The organism is Streptomyces acidicola (assembly GCF_009377235.1).
Taxonomy (GTDB): domain Bacteria; phylum Actinomycetota; class Actinomycetes; order Streptomycetales; family Streptomycetaceae; genus Streptomyces; species Streptomyces acidicola.
Map to the genome: position 1 here is coordinate 19,152 of NZ_VMNX01000022.1, position 19,242 is coordinate 38,393.

The 19,242-nt window shown below is 65.6% G+C and carries 10 protein-coding genes and 1 pseudogene; 3 read left to right on the forward strand and 8 right to left on the reverse strand.

The features are described 5' to 3' along the window. Positions 1 to 86: 86 nt before the first annotated feature. From FPZ41_RS09375 to FPZ41_RS50185, 5 genes and pseudogenes are all read right to left on the reverse strand, one after another. Positions 87 to 4,289: a serine protease gene (locus FPZ41_RS09375; RefSeq protein ID WP_152860936.1), complete on the reverse strand. Its 4,203-nt coding sequence runs from the start codon at positions 4,287 to 4,289 to the stop codon at positions 87 to 89. 39 nt (positions 4,290 to 4,328) lie between these two features. After that, positions 4,329 to 4,640 (reverse strand): trypco2 family protein, encoded by a 312-nt coding sequence (locus tag FPZ41_RS09380; protein ID WP_152860938.1) that lies wholly within the window; start codon positions 4,638 to 4,640, stop codon positions 4,329 to 4,331. A gap of 121 nt (positions 4,641 to 4,761) precedes the next feature. Further along, complete coding sequence (locus FPZ41_RS09385; protein ID WP_152860940.1) at positions 4,762 to 4,950, reverse strand: hypothetical protein; 189 nt, start codon at positions 4,948 to 4,950, stop codon at positions 4,762 to 4,764. Further along, entirely contained in the window at positions 4,947 to 5,171 is a 225-nt protein-coding gene (locus FPZ41_RS09390; protein ID WP_152860942.1) for a LexA family protein, read from the reverse strand. Before FPZ41_RS09390 ends, FPZ41_RS09385 begins: the two co-directional genes overlap by 4 nt. Before the next feature lie 110 nt (positions 5,172 to 5,281). Next, positions 5,282 to 5,377, reverse strand: a pseudogene (locus tag FPZ41_RS50185) (hypothetical protein); the annotation flags it as partial. 784 nt (positions 5,378 to 6,161) lie between these two features. Between FPZ41_RS50185 and FPZ41_RS09400 the strand changes: the two are divergent. Beyond that, positions 6,162 to 6,515, forward strand: a complete 354-nt coding sequence (locus tag FPZ41_RS09400) for a CU044_2847 family protein (protein WP_152860946.1) — start codon at positions 6,162 to 6,164, stop codon at positions 6,513 to 6,515. Further along, entirely contained in the window at positions 6,487 to 11,724 is a 5,238-nt protein-coding gene (locus FPZ41_RS09405; RefSeq protein ID WP_152860948.1) for a S1 family peptidase, read from the forward strand. Before FPZ41_RS09400 ends, FPZ41_RS09405 begins: the two co-directional genes overlap by 29 nt. Positions 11,725 to 11,934: 210 nt before the next feature. On the opposite strand, the gene FPZ41_RS09410 is transcribed toward FPZ41_RS09405, so the two are convergent. From FPZ41_RS09410 to FPZ41_RS09420, 3 genes are all read right to left on the reverse strand, one after another. Further along, entirely contained in the window at positions 11,935 to 16,305 is a 4,371-nt protein-coding gene (locus FPZ41_RS09410; protein WP_322620011.1) for an NACHT domain-containing protein, read from the reverse strand. A gap of 218 nt (positions 16,306 to 16,523) precedes the next feature. After that, entirely contained in the window at positions 16,524 to 17,063 is a 540-nt protein-coding gene (locus FPZ41_RS09415; protein ID WP_194236038.1) for a GNAT family N-acetyltransferase, read from the reverse strand. Continuing rightward, positions 17,060 to 18,343, reverse strand: coding sequence for an XRE family transcriptional regulator (locus tag FPZ41_RS09420; RefSeq protein ID WP_152860952.1), 1,284 nt, complete (start codon positions 18,341 to 18,343; stop codon positions 17,060 to 17,062). Before FPZ41_RS09420 ends, FPZ41_RS09415 begins: the two co-directional genes overlap by 4 nt. A 242-nt stretch (positions 18,344 to 18,585) precedes the next feature. Here FPZ41_RS09420 and FPZ41_RS09425 point away from each other — a divergent pair, with 242 nt between their 5' ends. Then, positions 18,586 to 19,032, forward strand: a complete 447-nt coding sequence (locus tag FPZ41_RS09425) for an ATP-binding protein (protein WP_152860954.1) — start codon at positions 18,586 to 18,588, stop codon at positions 19,030 to 19,032. Positions 19,033 to 19,242: the final 210 nt, after the last annotated feature.

Genomic DNA, 19,242 nt, shown 5'->3' on the forward strand with positions numbered 1-19,242 from the left:
GACGGCCTACCCTGGTCGGCAGCTACAACGGTAGGACAGCTTTTGACGCTGTGCGGGTGGATACGAGTGCGCGAAGGTGCCTGCTGCTACGACGTATCCACATCGCCGCGGAGACGACGGACCTCCTCCTCGAACAGAGGGTGAGAGTCCGGGGCGTCCTGGAGGGCGCGGGTGAGCAGAGCGAGGGCGGACGGGGTGGCGCCGTTGCGGGCGAGCAGTCCGGTCACCGTGAGTAAAGTGGTCCTCCAAGCGGAGGCCCAAGGCAGAATGCTCGCGGCCGCGGCGGCAAGTACTTCGCACTGGCCGGCGCCGAGCCGCCCCTCGGAGTCCAGGAATTGCGCCGCGACGACGACATCGGAGAAAAGGGTGGCGCTCTGCTTGTCGGGGCGAGTGGCTTCCTCAAGGATCCGTTCGTACGCTCTGATGGCGTCGGCCCGTTCGCCGGTCCAGGCGAACAGGCTGGCGGCGCTGCGCAGGTCCGTACTTTCCGGGTCTGGCCGGTCGAGGACTCGGCGGAGCATGATCAGCGCGGTGGCACGCTCGTCGAGCCGCAGCAGATTACGGACCGCACAGAAGAATTCCCTGGGGTGCAGGGAATCGGTGCGGATCAGATCGCGGAGGACGTGGCGGGCTTCGGCCGGACGCAGCCAGGACATCAGGTCGAAGGCGATACAGCGCTGATGCGAGTTGTCCGGTGCGATGTCGCTGATGGCGCGGTGCAGCAGGGACACGGCTTGGTCCTCGGCCCCGACAAGGAGAAGGGAATGCACGAGCTCGACGGCGCTGGTGATGTGCCCCGGTGGTCCGGTGGACTCGCTGACGAGGGCCTCGATGCCGTGTTGCCGGTCGTCGGTTTCCAACAGCGCAGCGGCTGCCGCCCTACGTGGCCCGCCGCTGCCGTTGCGGGCCAGCCACAGCAGCATCTGCCGGTTCCTCTCGTCCCCGATCTCGGCCAGGAGGCCGGCGATGGACCACACGTCCCAGAGGTCGGTGATGGACCACACGTCCTGCTCGGTGTAATGACGAAAATCCCGCATCAGGCGTCTGTTGACGGCCTCGCGTACGTCCTCGGCTCGGCCCTGTCGCGAGATCACACGCGCGAGCATGATCCAGTCGCTAAGCTCGATGACCGGGGGTGACATCTGCTGACGGTCGTTGCCGAGCGACGCGGTGTGCAGCAGATCCAGGCCGGGAGCGGGGTCGCCGGCCCGGGCGACAGCGCTGAGCGACACCACCCGCGTCCGGGAGTTCGTCACCATGGGCACCGTCCGCTGCGCCGTTGCCAAGGCTTGCTCGGTGAGTCCGGCGCCCACGTATACGTCGACGATCCCCTGGATGTCCGCCCACGGACCCTGGACGTCCCCCCACCGATCGCGCTCCGCGCTGCTCGCGAACCAGGCGTCTACCGTCCGCGCCGCCGCGTCCTGCCGTCCGGTGCGCAGTAGGACGGAGACCTCGCCAGGGATGTTGCGGTGAGCCCCCGGGGGCACGGGAGTGATAAGTGAGGCGGCCCTGTCCGAGTCGCTGACCGCGAGGGCGGCCTCCGCCGCCAGGAAGCGGCCCCAGCCGTCGTTCTCCGCCAGCACCATGCGATCAAGGAATGCGTTGGCGAGGGGACGGGCCGCATGACCGAGCGCCGAGATCTTGTAGGCGATGATCGCCCGGACATCCGAGATGCCCATGGACGCCATCCGGCCCCCCTCCTGGTACAGGAAGGACTCGGAACCGTCGAGGGCGAGCAGTGGCTCAGTGGCGTCGTGCAGGACGTCCAGGCCGAAGATTCGGCCCACGGTCAGCGCCGCGTCGGCCCGGATCACGCCGGACAGGTCGTTGTCGTAGGCCATGCGCATCAACGCGTTGCGGGCACGCTCGCGTTGCGGCTGGGCCGCGACGAGCTGACAGAAGTAGCGGGCGTTGAAGATGGAACGTGCGCGGATGAGGAGTCGGTCGAGGATCTGCCCGGACATCGCCGCGGGGACCGGCACGCCCTCCGCGAGCAGCCGTCCGGCGAGGGCTATGTACTGGTCTACGCGGCTGCTGTCGTCGTTGACCGTTTCCCCTCCGCCGCCATGATGCTTCAGCAGGACGTCGTAGGCATCGCTCCACACGATGAGAAAGTCCAGGAGCCGGGCCACGGCCGTGTCACGGTGCTCGGCCCAGCAGGCGAGGGTGAGCGCGGACTGGTCCTGGCCCACGCCTTCCAGGGCTTGGCGCAGGAGAGCGTCGGCGTGAGGGTCCGTGCCCGGCCATGTGCTGGGCAGGGCTTCCGCCGCGTCGCGCGCCGCCAGGTACTCGGCGAAGCTCCGGTGTACCCACTGGAGTTCGCCCGTCCCGTCCTCGTCGGTGACCAGGCCCGTGCCGGTCAGCAGACCGAGGACGATGTCGGGCCACCCCACCAGGAAGTCCGGCGGGTCCGGTGCGTGCGCCCTGACCCAGGCCAGGCTCTCCGCAAGGAGCGAGGCCTCCGTGGAGAGCGTGCGGCTCGCGAGGAACTGCAGCAGCGACACGCGGTTCTGGTAGAGCCACTCGGCGAGGCGCGGGCCGGCGCCGGCTGCCCCCGCGGCCTGCCGGAAGGCCGTACGTCGCTCGGCCTCGCCGTCGCGGCCGGTGAGGAGGTACGCGATGAACTCCCGGTACAGTCCCGGCCGGCCGACGGGCAGGCCTTGTCCGTTGAGTCGGTGGAAGATGGTCAGGGTGATGGTGGCCAGCAGCGGGGCCCTGACGAGCTGGCGGAGTTCGCTCTCGTCGAGTTGCCGCAGAAACTCTTCCACCCGGGCCCGGCCGGACTCGTCGCCGGAAGATCCGACCAGCCACCCCTCTGCAAGTGTCTGGAGCTGTGCGTCGTCGAACGCGGCGAGCGTGCATGGACACAGTCCCGCGCTCCGGAAGGGAGCCAGTTCTCCGGCCGGCAGGGGGCGGGTGGTCACCACCCAACGGTAGGGGCTGGAAGGTTTCGCGGCGTCCCGCGCGATGGTCGTGATGACCCGTTCCCTGGCCACTGGGTCAAGGATCTCGTCGAGCCCGTCCACCAGCAGCAGCCAGGGCACGCCGTGCGGCGGTGCCGCGAACAGATCAGCGGGCAGCTCGTGTGTGAGGCGGATGCCCAGCCGGGTCCGCACCGAGGCGTGCAGCAATGCCGTCAGTGGTGCGTCGTCGGCGAGGTGCCCGGCTGGGACGCGAACGGCCACCGCGGACACTCCCGCCAGATCCGCGGCCGCGGCCTCGTCGCCGAGCCGGACCGAGGCCAGCGTCCCGCTGACGTGATGCGTGAACGTCGACTTCCCGGTGCCGGGGCCGCCCTCGATCAAGACATGACGCCGGGCGTTGAGCACCTCGGCCACCGGAACCCGCTCGGTCGCGAGCCCCGGCTCGGTACCCGAGCTGGCCGTCAGGCCCGGTTCACGATCCGCCCACTGGTCGACGTACACCTGACGCAGCTCCGGGCTGCGCAGGCCGGGGATGCGATAGGGCTGCAGCGCCGACGCCTCGCGTTCGGCGCGCAGCAGTGCCTCCAGCGCCTCGTCGCGCAGGGTGTGGAAACTTCGGGGCAGCGCGACTTGGGCGAGCTGGTCCCGGGGCGGCAGGCCGATCAGCAGGGTCAGCTCGCTCAGCTGGGTGTCGTCCAGCCGGTGGTACCAGTGGTCGACGCGGCTCGCCGCGAGTTGCCCGAGCCCGTCGGAACGGTGGTGGGACCGCACCAGCCCGATCAGGCAACCGCCGCTCCACACCGGCGCACCCGACATGCCCTCCCACGGCGACCGCTGCGGATCGGGATCATGCTCCGGCGCCGGGACCCGTATCGACAGGGTTCCCTCGCGCAGATTCGACCACGGAGAGACCGTGCCGTTGACGTGGGCGGAGTCCCGGTAGACCGAAGGAGGGCCCGGGTGGGAGGCGTCGGTGGGATCGTTTCGCAATTTGTGGCGCGGGAAGCCCATGGTGCTGCACGGCACATCGCCGTCGTGGTCCTGGATCCCGCCGAACCGGACGGGAACCACGGCGCCGACGGGGCGGCCCGCCTCGGCGATCGCCACGATCGCCACGTCCACGTCGGTGTTGCGCCATAGAACCGCGCCGTCCGCGCTCCAGGAGCCCGGCCGGTCCGCCCTGAACCGGACGCGCACCAGCGAGGCGTCCCGCACGACGTGGGCAGCGGTGAGAACGAAGCCCGCCCGGATGCGATAGCCGGACCCCCGGCGACCCCGCGGCTCTGTAGACCCCTCGACGATGACCTCCGCCACGCGGTCGGGATCGAGTCCCGCCGAGGCGAATCCGAGCCGTCCCTCCATCACGCCTCCCCGTAACCGCTGGCGCCTGCCGAACCGTGGTCAGCGTTCCCCGGAGACGGCGTGCCCGGAAACCTCGGGACGGCTCCCCGTGGCTGCAAGCTTGGGTTCGAGCTGGAGCTTGATCCGCTGGGTCGTGGCGCCCGCCACCTTGCCGTGAGCGTCCGCGTCGACCACCCAGAAACGGACCTTGGCACCGCCGCCGCCCTCTTTGGTGATCGCCACTGAGACCTCGAGTTCGATCGGCCCCAGCTCGAAACGGAGTTCCTCACCGGCCCCGTTCGTGATGGCTGTGCTCAATTCGGTGCGCAGCTCCTGAATGACCGTGGACAGTTCGATCACAAGACCTCCCATGCGGCGTCACCTGGACTGTACCGCCGCTACCACCTCTCCTGAGGCAGCGCTGTTCCGGCTGCTGTTCGCGCATCCGACGCTTACTAAAGCGGTGCTCGGCTAAGGGCTACGTCTCCTTGGGCTACGTCGCCAACATGGTGCCTGTCTCCACGTCGGCGAGAGTGACGCGTGCGCCGGGCTTGCCCCAGCTACCCACCCACGTCGCGAACTTGTGGCGGGCCGTCGCTTCTCTGGGCCACCAGCCGTGCATGGTGGGGTGGCCGGCGCTGGCCATGGTGAGGTGGAAGCGCTCCGGTGGCGAGGTGGTCATGTGAGCCTGATCCCGCGTGGCCTGCCGGGCTCGCGGGCGATGTACCCGAGTTCTTCGATGCGTCGCAAGTGGTAGTGCACGGACGAGGTGCTGCTCAGGCCGAACTGCTTGCCGATCTCCTGCATGGTGGGGGACTCGCCTCGATCGGCGATCGACTCGCGGATGCAGCGAAGCATGCGCTCCTGGGTGCTGGTGAGGTAGTCGACCTTGTGGTTCGCCATACTCGGATTAGAGCGCGTGTTCGAATTTGGTCCTGGCGCTGCCGGAGACGGGCGTAGAACAGCTCCAGCATCTCGGCGGTCAGCTTGCCGGCCTTGAGGTCGCCGAACGTGGGCTTGATGTAGTTGCGGATGATGCCCTCGGCTCGCTCGTACGACGTCTCGTCGAGCTCGGCGACGCCCAGCCACCGGTCGAGCAGGAATGCCATGGTGACTGCGCGCTTCGGGTGGCGCTGCTCGTCGACTTGGTGGAGGAGCTTGGTGCGGGCCTTCTCCGCTTCGGGGGCGTCGCGGCCTGCTCGTAGAGGTAGATCTTTTTCTTCGTGAGCGGATCGCGCCCGACGTAGACGCTCGCTTGGTAGCCGGATCCATTGCGCCGGATGCGGCCTCGTTGAGTGGTGTCGACCTTGGTGTTTGCCATGACGTGGAACCTGCTGACGGCTAATGCCACGGCTACGACGAACAGCGCGCCTACCCCGGAGAGGTAAACGCGCTGGTCAGATCTGGTGCCCCCGGCAGGATTCGAACCTGCGACACCCGCTTTAGGAGTTTTCCTTGGGCGGGGCTGTGACCTGCGGAAACGTCGTCCATGGGGTTTCTGGCCTGGGGAAACACTCCTCCGTAGTTCTCACGTGTTCACGGGGTTTCCCGGCCTCATGTGTGCTGAATCCGTTCTGCCCGACACCTGTCTGACGTGGCACGGGCTGCTCGTGCATGCGCTGCTGCGGCGGCTTCTTGCCTCGAAGGCCGGGCTGAGGCGCAAACTGCGCTCGGGCATCGTGGTTTCCGAACGACGAGTCCGGCAAGCATTGATCCTGCGGCGTACGGCCGTCGAAGCCCGGGGGCTCCGTGCGGCGCGCCCCTTCCCATCGAGGCGGTGGGGGCGGTCCAGTAGAAGTCGCCCTGGCGGTACCAGATCTCTGTTCGCCTTTCGGTGGCCAACCAGGCGCGCAGACGCCAAACTTGCTGCACACGCTGGTGAGAGGGCACGGAGTGGGCGACGAGAAAACTGTGGACGTCGAACTTCCCAACGGGAAGCTGATGATGGCCAGGGTTCAGCAACTGGATGTGACGCTTCCAGGAGGGCCACAGGACGTCGGATTGGACCGGATGCTGTCCTTCGACGCTGTCGGTGAGGCGCTGCAGGGCGTGGGCTCGGTGATCGTCGATAGCCTGGAAAGGATTAAGCCCTCCAAGGCCACGGTCGAGTTCGGTCTTGAGCTGGGGGTGAAGGGGGGCAGCCTGGTGAGTGTCTTCGTGGACAGCGGGAGCAAGGCGTCTTTGAAGGTCACGCTGGAGTGGGAAAGTGGCGCCAGGAATGCTGGGGATCAGACGACTTCTGGCTGACTGTTTGGTCCGGATTACCGGTTCCGGAGCGGCGGGCGGTACCGGCTTCTTTGTGGCTCCTGGCACGGTGTTGACCTGCGCCCACGTCGTGAGCGGTGCGGAAGCCGGGCAATCGCTGAGGGCAGAGTGGCAGGGAGGCGGAGCGCAGGCCCGGCTTATCGCTGTACATCCGGCTCCCAGTGGTCGGTCTGCCGCTGGCCCGTACCCTTACCCGGACCTGGCCGTTCTGAAAGTCGAGCGCAGCGGTCACCCTTGTGTGCGGCTCGACCTCGACGAACCGCGCTGGGAGGACCGCGTGCATGGGTGTGGATACACCCGCACCTGGTCCCGGGATGACGCGCAGGTGGAACCGGTCACCTTCACTTACGAAGGCGTTCATGAGGTGGGCGGCGGCCTGCTCAAGCTCGCTGGTGGTCAGGCGGTACCGGGCATGAGTGGGGGCCCGCTGCTCAATCTGCGCACCATGGGCGTGTGCGGGGTGCTCAAGACGACGCGTGACCCTGCCCTTCCGACCGGTGGTTGGGGAGTGCCCGTTGGACTGCTGCGTAAGCTCCACCCGGAGGTGGTCGCCGCACACGACACCTTCCACCGTGGGGACTGCCGCTGGCGGGAGGCCGCCGACGCCGTGTCCCCGCTGCTTGCCGGGCTGACCACGTTCAGCGCCAGCTACGCAGGCCGGATCGAGAACTTCCTGGTGGAGTATCTGGGTCGGGACGGCGCCCCCGTGCCCTTCGGTGGCCGGGACCCGCAGATGAACATGCTCACCGCATGGCTAGCTGATCCGCAGGCGGCGCCATACGCGCTGGTTGCGGCAGAGGCCGGCCGAGGCAAGTCGGCGCTGCTGGTGCGCTGGGCCCAGGAGGTCATGCGGCAGGAACGGGCGCACGTGGTCGTCGTCCCGGTGAGTATCCGCTTCAATACGGCCCAGGCGGGCGTGGTTTTTCCGGCGCTGGCGACCAGGCTGGGCGAGGTGTACGGAGAGCCGCCCGGCGCCACGGATATGTCGGCTGAGCAGTGGAAGGAGACATGTCTCGGCTACCTGCGACGCCCGCCTCCCGACGGGCGTCCCCTGCTGGTCGTGATGGACGGCCTCGACGAAGCGACCGACTGGCAGCCGGGCCCCGACCTCTTCCCTGCCGCGCCCGGACGGGGCGTACGAGTGCTGGCATCGGCCCGACATCTGGCCGGTGACACGGACGACCGGGGCTGGCTGGCCCGCCTGAACTGGGACTCCCTGGCCGTCAGCCTGCCCCTGCCTCCCATGGACCGGGACGGCGTCCGCCAGGTACTGCACGCCATGGGCGACCCCCTCGCCGGCCTGGCGACCAAGGTGGACGTCGTCAGCGAGCTGTACCGGCTCAGCGAGGGCGATCCCCTGTTGGTCCGGCTCTACGTCGAGGCGCTGTTGCCCTACGGCGAGCGTGCCGCGGCAATCAACGCGGACGAACTACCGTCGATCAGCACGGGGCTGGAGGGGTACTTCAGCCGCTGGTGGGATGAGCAGGAACGGCAGTGGCGGGACCGGAACCGCAACCCGACCGCGGAACGACAGGATCTCGGGGACTTCCTGAACGTCCTGGCCTGTGCGCTCGGACCGCTCGGCCACGACGATCTAGCGGGCATCATGCCCCGGCCGATGTCGTGGCTGAGGCTGCGCGCCCTGACTAGCGAGGTAGGACGCTTCGTCATTGGCGACGGCAGGGACACCGGCTTCGTCTACTCCCACCCACGACTCGGGATGTACTTCCGGGAGTTGATGGGACAGCTCGAACGAGATGCCTGGGACGAACGGTTTCTCGCTCATGGCAGGCGCGCGTTGGCGCAGGCTCGGGAGGGAACGACCGCCGTCCCGCCGTACGCTGTCCGTTTCCACGGTGCGCACTTGGAACGAGCACAGGCTCCCGATGAAGACCTCTACGCCCTCGTTGACGGCGGCTGGCTGCGTGCCTGTCAGGCGCTGGAGGGCGGCGACAGCACATTCCTGAACGACAGTGAGCGGGCCTGGCGGCGCGCTGAAGCACGGTGTGACGACCGGGCGTTCGAGGTGCGCTTCCTTAGCGCCCTCGCCCGTGCCAGCGTCGCGGCCCGAAGCGACGGAATTCCCGTGGCCCTGGTGGATGCGGCTGCGCGGGCGGGAATCCTTCCGCCCGCGCAGGCGCTGGCGCTGTGTCGCCGCATGACCTATGAGCATCGGCGCTCCGCCGCGGTGGTACGGCTGGCTGAAGTCGTCGGCCCAGAATGGCTCGACGAGTGTGTAGCCGTCGCGGCCACTGTGCGGGCCACGGCCCGCCGCTCTGCCACGCTGGCCGGGCTGAGCCCCCACCTGCAAGAGCATTCGGCCCGGCGCGCAGTGACCGTCGCGCGGTCGTTGGAGGCTCCTTGCCCGCGTGCGATCGCCCTGGCGGCCCTGAGCGTCCGTTTGCCGCGGGACGAACGGTTGGCACTGGCACGGGAGGCCGTTGACTCGTGCGCCGCCGACGAGGACGGAGTGCGGCGCGGCCGTGCGCTGGTGCTGATGGCCAGCCATCTGCCGAAGAACCTGCTGCCACGGGCAGTTCAGCTGGCGCGGCGGACGCCGGATCCCCTGATTGTGATCCGGGCTCTCTGCGCCCTCGCCCGTCACCTTTCGAAGGCAGAGGCACGGGCGGCGCTTGAGGAGGCGTGCGGCCGACAGGAGCAAGTGGCGAGCGTCAGTCACACCGTGCGGGCACGGTTCGCCCTGGCGGAGTTTGCCGCTGCGGAGGAGCGTGACGACCTGCTGTCGATGCTCGTACACGTAACTCCGCAAGTCCGGTACAGCCTCCTCATTGATGCCCAGCCTTGGCTTGAGAGGTCCGGCGCGCCCCTGCCGCCCGCTGTGTACGACGATCTGCGGAACACACCGCCGGCGGACTCGGAAGAGCTAGTAGCCGCTCTTCCTAGTCCGGTCCGACGGCGCTTGTGCAGCGACCTGGAGGTGTCGGGCGACGACCGGATTGAGTCATTGCTATTCCACGCCCACCTGCTTGCTGCGGAGGGGCACGGCGAGACCCCGGATGCCGTCCCGCGGCTCCTGCGACGCGCACGCGAGCTAGACCGGTCCGCCCGGGCCGCAGCCCTCACCGCCCTGGCTGCCTGTCACCAAGGCGAGGCTGCCGACGCCTTACTCCGCGAGGCGTTGGACTGCGCCCAGTTGATTGACGACGCGCACGCCAGGACCGAGTTGCTGAGCGACGTGAGCGCGAACGCCTCCGAACAGATCCTGGCAGACCTCGAGTGCGATCTCGTGTTCCGTCCGGGCCGGCTCAGCGACGGCGAGGTGCTGTCCTTTCTGGGCGGCAGCGTGCCCCTGGCGGATGCGGCGGTCGAGGGCGCAATGGCGAGGGTGGCACGCATTGCGGATGATGACACCAGACTTCAGGCCCTCATGATCTGCCTTCCGCGGACGCCGGAGCAGCACCGTGGCAAGCTGGGAGGGTACGCGCTGACGGAGGCACTGGCCCAGCAGAACACCAAGGCCCGTGCCACCGCACTGCAACGACTGGCACAGCTTCCGCTCCCGCTCGAATTGCGGCACCGGGTCGACATCGCACAGCGCATGACCCTGGAGCTGATCACGCGCGTCGAGTACCGGCTGGCCATGCTCGGCGGAGACCGCGTATTGGCCGGCATGGTGTCAACAGCTGTAGACAAAGAGCGCGTGATCCGCGAGTGCGTCGTGCCGTTGTTGGTCGCCATTGTCGAGGATCCGCCATTCAGCAGCCGGTCGGCAGAGCTGTCGGCTGCGGTGGAAGCATTGTTCGGTGCCCTTCCGCACCGGCTTTCCGAGAACCTTGCGGCGCTGCTGTGGAACATCTCGGACCAGGCCCAACCGTGGCTTCGGACCTGGCTGCTGGCCCGCCTGGTGTCCCGGCTCCCGGCAGGGCAGGTCGTGGACGCGGTGAACCAGGTACGGGCACTTGAGATCGACCCTCCCGAGGACGTGAATCGTTTTCAGCACGTCTTGGCCGAGGAAGTGGCCAAAGTGTTCCCCCTACTCGTGCCGGAGGCACGGGCCTTGTTGCTGGGCGACGCACTCGGCCGCAGTCCCACTCTGGCCAGGATCCGGGCACTGATGCCCGTGGTTGGCGCCGACCAGACCGAGGACGTCCTGCGCCACGCACAGGAGTTGCCCTTTCCTGCCCGCGTCGCCGCCGCTATGTCGGTGCGCCAGCATGTCGACACGGAGCGTTTCACGTCCTTCTTGAAGCTGTTGACGGACACCGCCCTGGCGGGTGGCCCGGGGGTGGGGCCAGCCCCACTCATCGACCTGGCCCGGCTCGTGAACGACGACGATCGTGCCAACCTGCTTGACGCGGCCGCCGTGGCACTCGCACACCGAAAGCCGTCGGAGCGGCGCAAGGTCCTGGACCGGCTGTCGGCCCGGGATCGGGGCAGGATCGTGCGCTTCCTGCTTCAGCGGCAGGCTTTGGAGCCGGAGGAGTTGACGCCGCTCCTCGTGGATCTGCCCACGGAACTCCTCGGGGACGTCGAGCAGACGGTCCTCAGCATCGAGTCTCCCCAGCACCGCCTCACGGCGCTCGGGGCGCTGATCACGGCGGCTGGGCGGCACACGCCGGAGCGGCTGTGGACGGAGGTGCTGCGAGCGGTGCGAGCGGATCTCGCGCTGCGGGACGCGACCGACGGACTGTTCGGCCTGCTCCAGCGGAACCTGCCGGATATGGACAATCTCAGAGTTTCCCAGCTCCGCACCTTGGTGGAAGCGGTGGATGACTCCGAAACACGGATCGCCCTGCTGTGCGCCCTCGCCCGTCATGCCAGCGCCCCGCTGCGCGGTGCCCTCCTCGCCGCCGCCCTAGACGCGGCAGAGACGATCGTGCAGGACCAACGCCGTGCGGCTGCCCTTGTGCCCATCGCACAGAGTGCCGTGGGTTGGCCGGACGCAGTGGTACGGACGCTGGATGCGATCGTCGGAATCCGTCCGCCGGACGGGCGGCAGCGGGTTCTGCGGGTGCACGTGCCAGCCCTGCGGGATGGGATCGCGTCTGGCACCGTCGATGTGACGGCCCTCGATCGCGCCCTTCGGGAGCTGTCGCGGATGCCCCGACCGCTCGTCGTTAGGGACATGGCACTGTTGGCGACCGCGGGGGCCGCGCTCCTTCCGGATCACGGCGGCGTGCCCCGGGCGTTCCTCAAGGCGATGCATACCGTTGGCGGTTGGTGGAACTGAACCTCACCACCCACGAGGCCCCCGTTCCGTCATTCGTCCGCTGCAACACCGCCAGCGGGAGATGCGGACTCCATGCCAGTCAGCGGCAGGTGTGTGGCGCGCCCCTGAACACGGCGGAGTGCCAGGTCGGGAGGAGACCTCTCTTGACTCGGCCTCCGGCCCGGTGCTCTGCTGATCGCCGACGGTGGTGGGAATCACGCCCGTTCAATACTATCGCTCAGACTTTTCTACCAAGTCCGCCACACCAAAGGCGCCGATAAGCAAAAGTTGATCCAGTAGATCAAGAACCTGCCCGCGGCTTGTAGTCGATGTAGCTTGCGCGTAGGCCCGAACTAGTAGCTCACCAACATGCCGTGCGTCTGCTGCTGCGCGGTTCCGAATGTCTCCGGAGCCCTCTCCATGGATCTCAACGAATCGACGACCGCACTTCAACGCCAATTCGTCGACGCGGTCAGGGGCGTGCTCAAGAGTAATTAGCAGTTGCGGTAGAGCCTCCTCGAAAGAGGCAGACTCAATTAGCGCTTCGAGGGAGACCTTCAGGGGACGTAGGCGTTGAGCGCGAACTACTGATGCAAATTCAGCAATAGCGCCGCGTACTTTGTCTTCAGGGCCATCGATAAATTGCTCGAAGGCCCGCTGAGCAACGGCGGTATCGGTCGCATTAGACAGCCCGTGAGCGCAAGCCCCGGCAGCTCCAATACGGCTGGCTACGTCTTCGCCTGAGAGCACCGAGTCCAACAGCTCTACCAAGCCCCAATGCATCGCAGCCAGGGCAGCCAATTGCCCGCCACACTGTCGCGTCTCGGAGATCTCCGATTGAAGCATACGTTCAATCACGGGCCTCACTACATCAAGGTCCTCAAAACCAATGTGCGCCATAAGTCGCACTACAGCATGTGTAGCCAGAAGTTCATCGCCTGCATTAATGAGTCGAGCGAAGGCTTGCAACGCCTGAGGGCGAGCGTGACGCATAGAGGCATGAATCACATGCGCGACGCAAGAGCGTACGGTGACAGCAGGATCCTCGGCCATTGCATCGAGCACTGGGAGAACCAACGCTGTTCGAGAGCCATCCGCGTCGTAGATAAGGAGGTCACCCAGAATCTCTGCCGAGCTTCCTCGCGAAGAATTAATCCCCGACGTATACAGGTCTCGTCCCAGAGTGTGCTCTTGATTGGCGGTTTGAACAGTCAAGCTGCCATCAGTTGGGTCACTAGCACCGGTCGTGCGGTCAACAATAAGCTGAACGATATCTTGAGGAACTGTCTTGAGATACTTTCGGATGGCAGATCCCAGCCACCGATTGTTTGCCTCGTGTCCGAGGGAAGCGATGTGTCGGACGGCTTCAAACACCGACGTAGGGTCAGCAAGGGCTTCGGCGTTGCCTAGTCCCATGAGGATTGCATCACCGTAAGCAGCATGGACGCTTTCATCAAATCGGAGAGCTAGCCGAGAGAATCTCTCAGGATCGCTCTTCGTTTGCTCCTGTAGGACATGTGATTGCTCGTAAGCGCCGCCGGTGTGAGTCTGCCAGTCGGTTCTCTCTGAATTATGTTTTGCTATGGCACCCAGCCACTGTTCATCGTTCATGCGCCCAGCGGCAGCCTGATTAATGGGAGCGCCGATCGCCCCTCCCGTTACGCCCTGAGGCTCTGCCGGCTGATCGGAATCAAACTTCCTGCGTAGTTCGCCGAGTCGACGGCGCCCTAGCTCAGATAGCCGATCTTCCTGCATCGCTGAAAGTAGATTGAAAGGGTACCAGCCCGTAGGCTTGGACTCCCATGGAAAACGAACTTCGAGAATCGCAGCTTCAATACTGGCGAATGCCTCATCAGGCATGAACTGACTCGTGCTCTGGATCAGTTCCCGCGTTTTCCACACAGCATTTGCCGCATAGTAGCCACTAATAAACCGGTGAGTCCCCTGAAGTAGAAGCTCGGCTGCCCAATCTGCGTAGTGACTACCTGCCGCCCGCAATGCTTCATAGAGGAGCCACTGCGCTGTGTCGTGAGGATCGGATGCGAGGCTTTCGAGGACGGGACGAGCCGATGCGGCGTCCCTTTCAACGATCCCGCGAAGCGCTGTAGCAGCCCCTGCTAGAAGCGCATCTTCAAGTTCACGAATGTTGGTTCGTGGGTGGCGGTGGGAGAAATGCCGATCCCTATGAGGGCGGTTGTCGTCGTGCTCGTAGGCTGTCTTAGCCATTACTCCCAACATGTACGGGATGAGATGTTCACAGAAAAGCTCTGGCGCTCCCGCTGCCGCGAGTTGCGCTAGTTGGATTACCGAGTAATCTCGGTCAAGTAGGGCCTCGATCTTCCCTTTGTCATCTACGCCCATGGCACTAGGGCGGTCCACGAGGTGTGCGGCCAACAGTTCAACCCCCCAATCGGGCCGCTGCTTACCGAGATCATGAGCAGAAAGCCAGACTTCATCCTCCATTCCCGCATATTGCCCGCTCCTCACGGCGTCGAGGAGCAAATCAAATAGAGGGCGACTCTGATGGATATCAGAGAACCGAGTTACCCATCGTAGCCACTGCGGGTATTCGGCTACAGCCTTGTACTTCTGAAGGATCTTGGCAAGACGATCAGGGCTTGATTTCGCAGCCCCTGCCATCACTTCGATGGCTCGCCCGTGCTCAGTTTCGTCTGCCCCATCAAGCCACTCTTCGATGACACCCTCCGCATCGAGACGCTCAAACCACGGTGCTGTCTGGAGGATTCGCCACAGTCGCGCCTCGAAGGCTGGGTGTGTCTCTTGGACGTTGGTCACCATCTCCCATTCACGGGATGTTGGATCAGACAGAGATCCGAGAAGTTTAAGGACCACATCTTTGATGTGGTACCTGATGTCAGGACTCGTAAGTAGGGCCTCCGCCTCGACAGCGAAGCGGTCTGGCTCGAGTTCTCGAAGATGGTTCATGACTTGACGAACTTGCGCCCGCCTGAAGAGTTCTTGCTCTCCTCCCAGTAGGAACGATACGAGTGACTCATCGCGCTCGATCCAGCCACGAGCAAAGGCGTAGTCGAAGAAGCTCTCATGGAAGAACGCGATCTGCTGACCATCGCGAACCAGAACATGCTCCGAGACAAGGACTCCCGCATCATCAGCCAGATCATCGGCATCAAGAGCAGTAATCGGGACAGAGAGCCGCTGCCTCGCACTGATGGCCTCAGCAAGAGTCGAGATGACCTTGTTAAAGCGAACTGAATCACGTCTGTGGCGACAGTCGGTCAGCTTGCGCTGCCAGAAGGCGTCGAAGAGGTTTTTCGTGGTTTGAAATGCCATGGCGTCTTCGTCGCCGGCGATACTCTTCAACAGTACAAGGTTCAGCGGAGAGCGCAGCAGCCTCTTTTGATGGTCAGCTAGCGCGTTCGCATCCAATCCCATTGCACGAACCGACTCTGTGATTTGCGCGTCGGAAAGCTCCCCGACCTCGACATGCGCGCAATTCTTGGCATCGACAAGTTCGCGGATCCGGTAGTCGTTCTCGGCATCAAATTTCCGACAAGCGAGAACAACCGTCATTGCAGGAAATGCTGACGCTTCGCGCACCAAACTCGCAACGGCATCAAAGTTCCTCGGCATTCTCCCTGATGTCAGACTAACGGCGTCCAGCTGGTCCACGATGAGAACACTGGAGCGCTCTCCAGCAACTGCAGCAAGTGCCGTGACAGGAGAAACGCCTACGCCAATCCTTTCCCCTAGCTCAGTCGTAGAGGAGAAGGGCTCGAGACGATCAAGCCGGAAAGCTAGAAGTGGCACCGAATCCGCGTCAAGAGATTCGTAGACGTGATGAAGCGTGGCACTCTTTCCGCCGCCGCCATGCCCCATCAGTAGAAGAAGTTTATTCGACCCATTGGTCAGCCCTACTAGCTGGTCGGCCTCGGAGCGATCAATAGTCGGTTGAAGGAGCTCTCGCTCAATATTCGAAGCCCACCCCTTAGAAACCGAGCTAACCTGTTCAGCAATCCCATTCGCGTTAAGCAGTCGGGCCCGACTCAGTCCATAGGTGCCCAGGCGAGAGTCAATTGCCGGGGCATCAAGCGTGACACCAAGGGAATTCTGAACCAAGTCCCCTAGACCAACTGCCGTTAGACTTCCGGCTGCACCTTCCAAAAGGAGTTGTGCCAATGCTCCGTTCATGCTCACAATGTCTTGCTCATCTGGCCATGAGATCGAAAAACCTCGCAAGATTTTCCATGCTGTCTCAGAAGATTCAAAGATTTCGGAAGATGAAAGGTCGTCGAATGGGTCCCTGAGTCCTTTTGTTAGCCAATGCTTGATGAAATCGTCATGGTTTCCTGAGCGCTTTGCGCGATCGGCAAGCTCTTGGAGGGGGCTGGCAGGCAATAGGGAAACGAAGCGGAACTGACGTCCATCTTCGACGTGCGAGCGAACGTTCGCCCAAATCCCTTTGTCTTGGAGGGATTTGACCGTCCAGGTGTTTGCGCTGCCGTTCTGCCGCTTCAACTGATGGACCTCTACGGTGTCGCCGTAGCGATAGGTGAACTCGGCTCCCAGGCCCAGCTCATCGATGTCCTCGACCGTTACAGAATCACCCGCACCAAGAAGCACGTAGAGAATGTGTCGAATCGTCCAGGCGCCTTCGTAGCGGTTACCAAATTTGTCAGCCTCACCCCCTGGCCTAGGACTCATGAGCCTTTCCCCCTTCACTGCGTGACAGCATCACGAACGGTGCCCCTTGAGCTGAGTGCTTCAACGATAGCGCCGGGTGCTGGCAGGGGATGCGGATTCCCCTACACCACGTCGTGGGGCATGATCTCGGGAGCCGTTCAGCGAATGGTACGGATCATCACAGTGAGCACCGGTGAGGCCGGTGACGGCTGACTCTGGCCGATGTCCTTGTACCCCCACGACTCGTAGAGCGCGTGGACCTTTCCGTCTCCAGCAGCCGGGTTGACCATGAGCGTGACGAGAGACTCGTCGCGTGTGGCAAGGAGGGCGTCGTGGATACGGCGAGCGGTGCCGGTTTTCCGCCAGGTGGGTCGGACCCCGATCTCCTTCAGGGCCACCGCCTGGCGCTGGGTGTACTTCTCGGCCGGCGCCGGGCTGGTGCGCTGCCAGTAGCGGTCGCCGTGCCCGATGGTGTTGCCGTAGGCGTAGCCGACCGGATGCCCGTCTGCGTATGCGAGGACGGCCGTGAATCCCGGCTCGGAGCCATGCCGGTCCAGGCGCTCGCCGAACGCGGTGACCGCGTAGTTCGGCAGGTGGAGGAGCGGGGCGCGCACGTCGGCGTACACGTCGAGGAGGTCGCCGCGGGCGGTGTCGAGAGTGGTGAACGTGCGCAGTTCGATGGCAGGCGCCGTGGTCATGCAGCCATCCTCCAGGCGGTGGCGTGCTCGGTCCAGGTCTGCACGCTGGAGCTGCCCGGCGCGGTGGCGCGCAGCGCGGCCCCGAACTCCTGCAGCATCCGCGTCACCCGGGCGTGCTGGGTAGCGGTCTCGGCAGGGACCTGCATCGCGGTGGCCGTGGCGGCTTCGGGGGCGCCCTGGGCGAGCTGGGCGTGTGCGAGGCGGGTGGTGGTGATGGCACGGGAGCGGACCATGTGGGGTCGGAGGGCGGACAGGCAGCGGTGGGCGTGGTACTCGGCGGTTGAGTAGTCGCCGAGCGCCAAGTGTGCGGAGAGGGCCAGGGAGTCCAGCTCGGCCTGGTCGTAGAAGGCGAGCATCCACACCGGCCGGTAGTCGGCGGGGTCGGCGCGCAGCATGGCGTCCTGCGCCTGCTCGAAGGCCCGGCGGGTGCCGTTGCGGTCCTGTGCCGCGCCGTGGATGGCGCCCTGGCGGGCCAGGCCGAGGGAGGCGAACAGAGGGTCTCGGCGGGTGAGGTGCAGGTTGCGGGCGACGTCGTTGGCGGCGAACGCGTCGGCGGGACGGCCCATGTGGCGGTACATGGTGCCGGCGTGGCTCCAGATGCGGAACTTGATGGCCTGGTCGCCGGACATCTCGGCGAGGGTCTGGGCCTCGCGCATGTGTGCCTTGGCGTCGTTGTAGCGGCGGCCGTCGATGGCGGCCCACATCGCGGAGGAGCGGAAGGCGGCTGCGGAGGCGTAGAGGTTGTTGCGTACGCGCTGGCTGGCGCTGCCGGCGTTCTGGAGGTTCAGGGCCTCGTCGGCGAGCGCGGCGGCCCGCTCCTCGATGCCGAGTTGGCCGCCGTGGCGGTGGTCGCTGGCGATGATCTCGGCGAAGCGCGTGTTCAGGCGGTTGACGTCGCTCATGCCGATGCGGCGCGGGGATGCGGTGCCGGGAGCGGCGGCCGCCGCGGCAGCCGCGGCGATCCCGCCGACGAGGGTGCGGCGCTTCATGTCGGGGTCCTCCTGCTGCGGTGGGGCTGGGGTGGACGGAGTCCGGCCCCGTGGCACGAACCCTAAAGCGACGGCCGGCAGGCCGCTGACGTCCTCAAGTGCCTTGCGGGTAGCCGATTTGGGCCACGTGACCCGGCCTGCTTTCCAGTCCCGGACCGATGAGCCGTCGAGGCCGCCGTGTCTCCCGGTCAGCTGCTCTAAGGCCCTGTTCACAGCGTCAGCGAGGCTGTTGGAGCTGTAGCCGTGTTCGGCCATCCACGCCTCAAGAACGGTGTTGCGCGTGGTGTCCATGTCCGCACGGTAGCTCTCACCTCCCCCACCCCACCACGTAAAGGGAAGGTCAAATCACCCTAGGTCCTTCCGTCGGGTGGATGGCTGATCGCCCTAATCACCTTGCTCAGAAAGCGAGTTGGGTTGTTGTCGGTCGCCCGCCACGCCCCACCGTGCGGGCGGCTGTTGACGGCCCGGCCCGCCCCTGGGGTTCCCTCACGGGGGTGGGCCGGGCGCCGAGACGACGCGAAGGCTCAACCCCAATGACGAGTCTCATCAAGCCAGTTCAAGTTGCCGCCATCGGCCATCCCGCCTACATCCAGACCTTCCCCTGCGAGCCATCCACGGCCGAGATCGGCCGCAAGCTCGTCCGTGACGTCCTCGGCGTGTGGCACCTCGACAACCTGGCCGACGTCGCCGCGCTGATCATCTCGGAGCTGATCGCGAACGCCGTCAGGCACACCCCGTGCAACTCGATCCGCTTGATTGTCGGGCGACCGAGCGCGACACGGGTGCGTGTCGGAGTGGTGGACCGAGCCCCATCGCGCTTGCCGGTGCTCAGTCAGGGCAGTGAGGACGACGAGTCAGGTCGTGGCCTGCTCCTGATCGACGGGATCGCCGACCGCTGGGGCTATGACCTTCACGGCCCGGACAGGCGCCCATGGTGCAAAGAGGTCTGGGCCGAACTCTTCATGAAGGGCGACGAGTGAACCCGGCCGTGGCGACACCGGCCCTGCCTGACGTCGCCCGCCTCCGTCCCCGCCAGCAGATGGCCATGGAGTGCGCACGCTGCGCCCGGTACCTAGGGGCGAGCGGCGAGATCTTGGGCGATGTACGCCATCGGGGCCTGCTGTTCCGGCTCTGGGTCTGCGGGCCCACCTGTCGGTCGCCCACCCCTGGCCCGCAGGTGGGAGCCGAGA

What these genes read in the sequence shown, in the direction of transcription:
- FPZ41_RS09405 (WP_152860948.1), top strand. Translation starts at nt 6,487, where the DNA reads ATGCTGGGGATCAGACGACTTCTGGCTGACTGTTTGGTCCGGATTACC.
- FPZ41_RS09375 (WP_152860936.1), bottom strand. Translation starts at nt 4,289, where the DNA reads ATGGAGGGACGGCTCGGATTCGCCTCGGCGGGACTCGATCCCGACCGC.
- FPZ41_RS09390 (WP_152860942.1), bottom strand. Translation starts at nt 5,171, where the DNA reads ATGGCGAACCACAAGGTCGACTACCTCACCAGCACCCAGGAGCGCATG.
- FPZ41_RS09425 (WP_152860954.1), top strand. Translation starts at nt 18,586, where the DNA reads ATGACGAGTCTCATCAAGCCAGTTCAAGTTGCCGCCATCGGCCATCCC.
- FPZ41_RS09420 (WP_152860952.1), bottom strand. Translation starts at nt 18,343, where the DNA reads ATGGACACCACGCGCAACACCGTTCTTGAGGCGTGGATGGCCGAACAC.
- FPZ41_RS09380 (WP_152860938.1), bottom strand. Translation starts at nt 4,640, where the DNA reads ATGGGAGGTCTTGTGATCGAACTGTCCACGGTCATTCAGGAGCTGCGC.
- FPZ41_RS09415 (WP_194236038.1), bottom strand. Translation starts at nt 17,063, where the DNA reads ATGACCACGGCGCCTGCCATCGAACTGCGCACGTTCACCACTCTCGAC.
- FPZ41_RS09385 (WP_152860940.1), bottom strand. Translation starts at nt 4,950, where the DNA reads ATGACCACCTCGCCACCGGAGCGCTTCCACCTCACCATGGCCAGCGCC.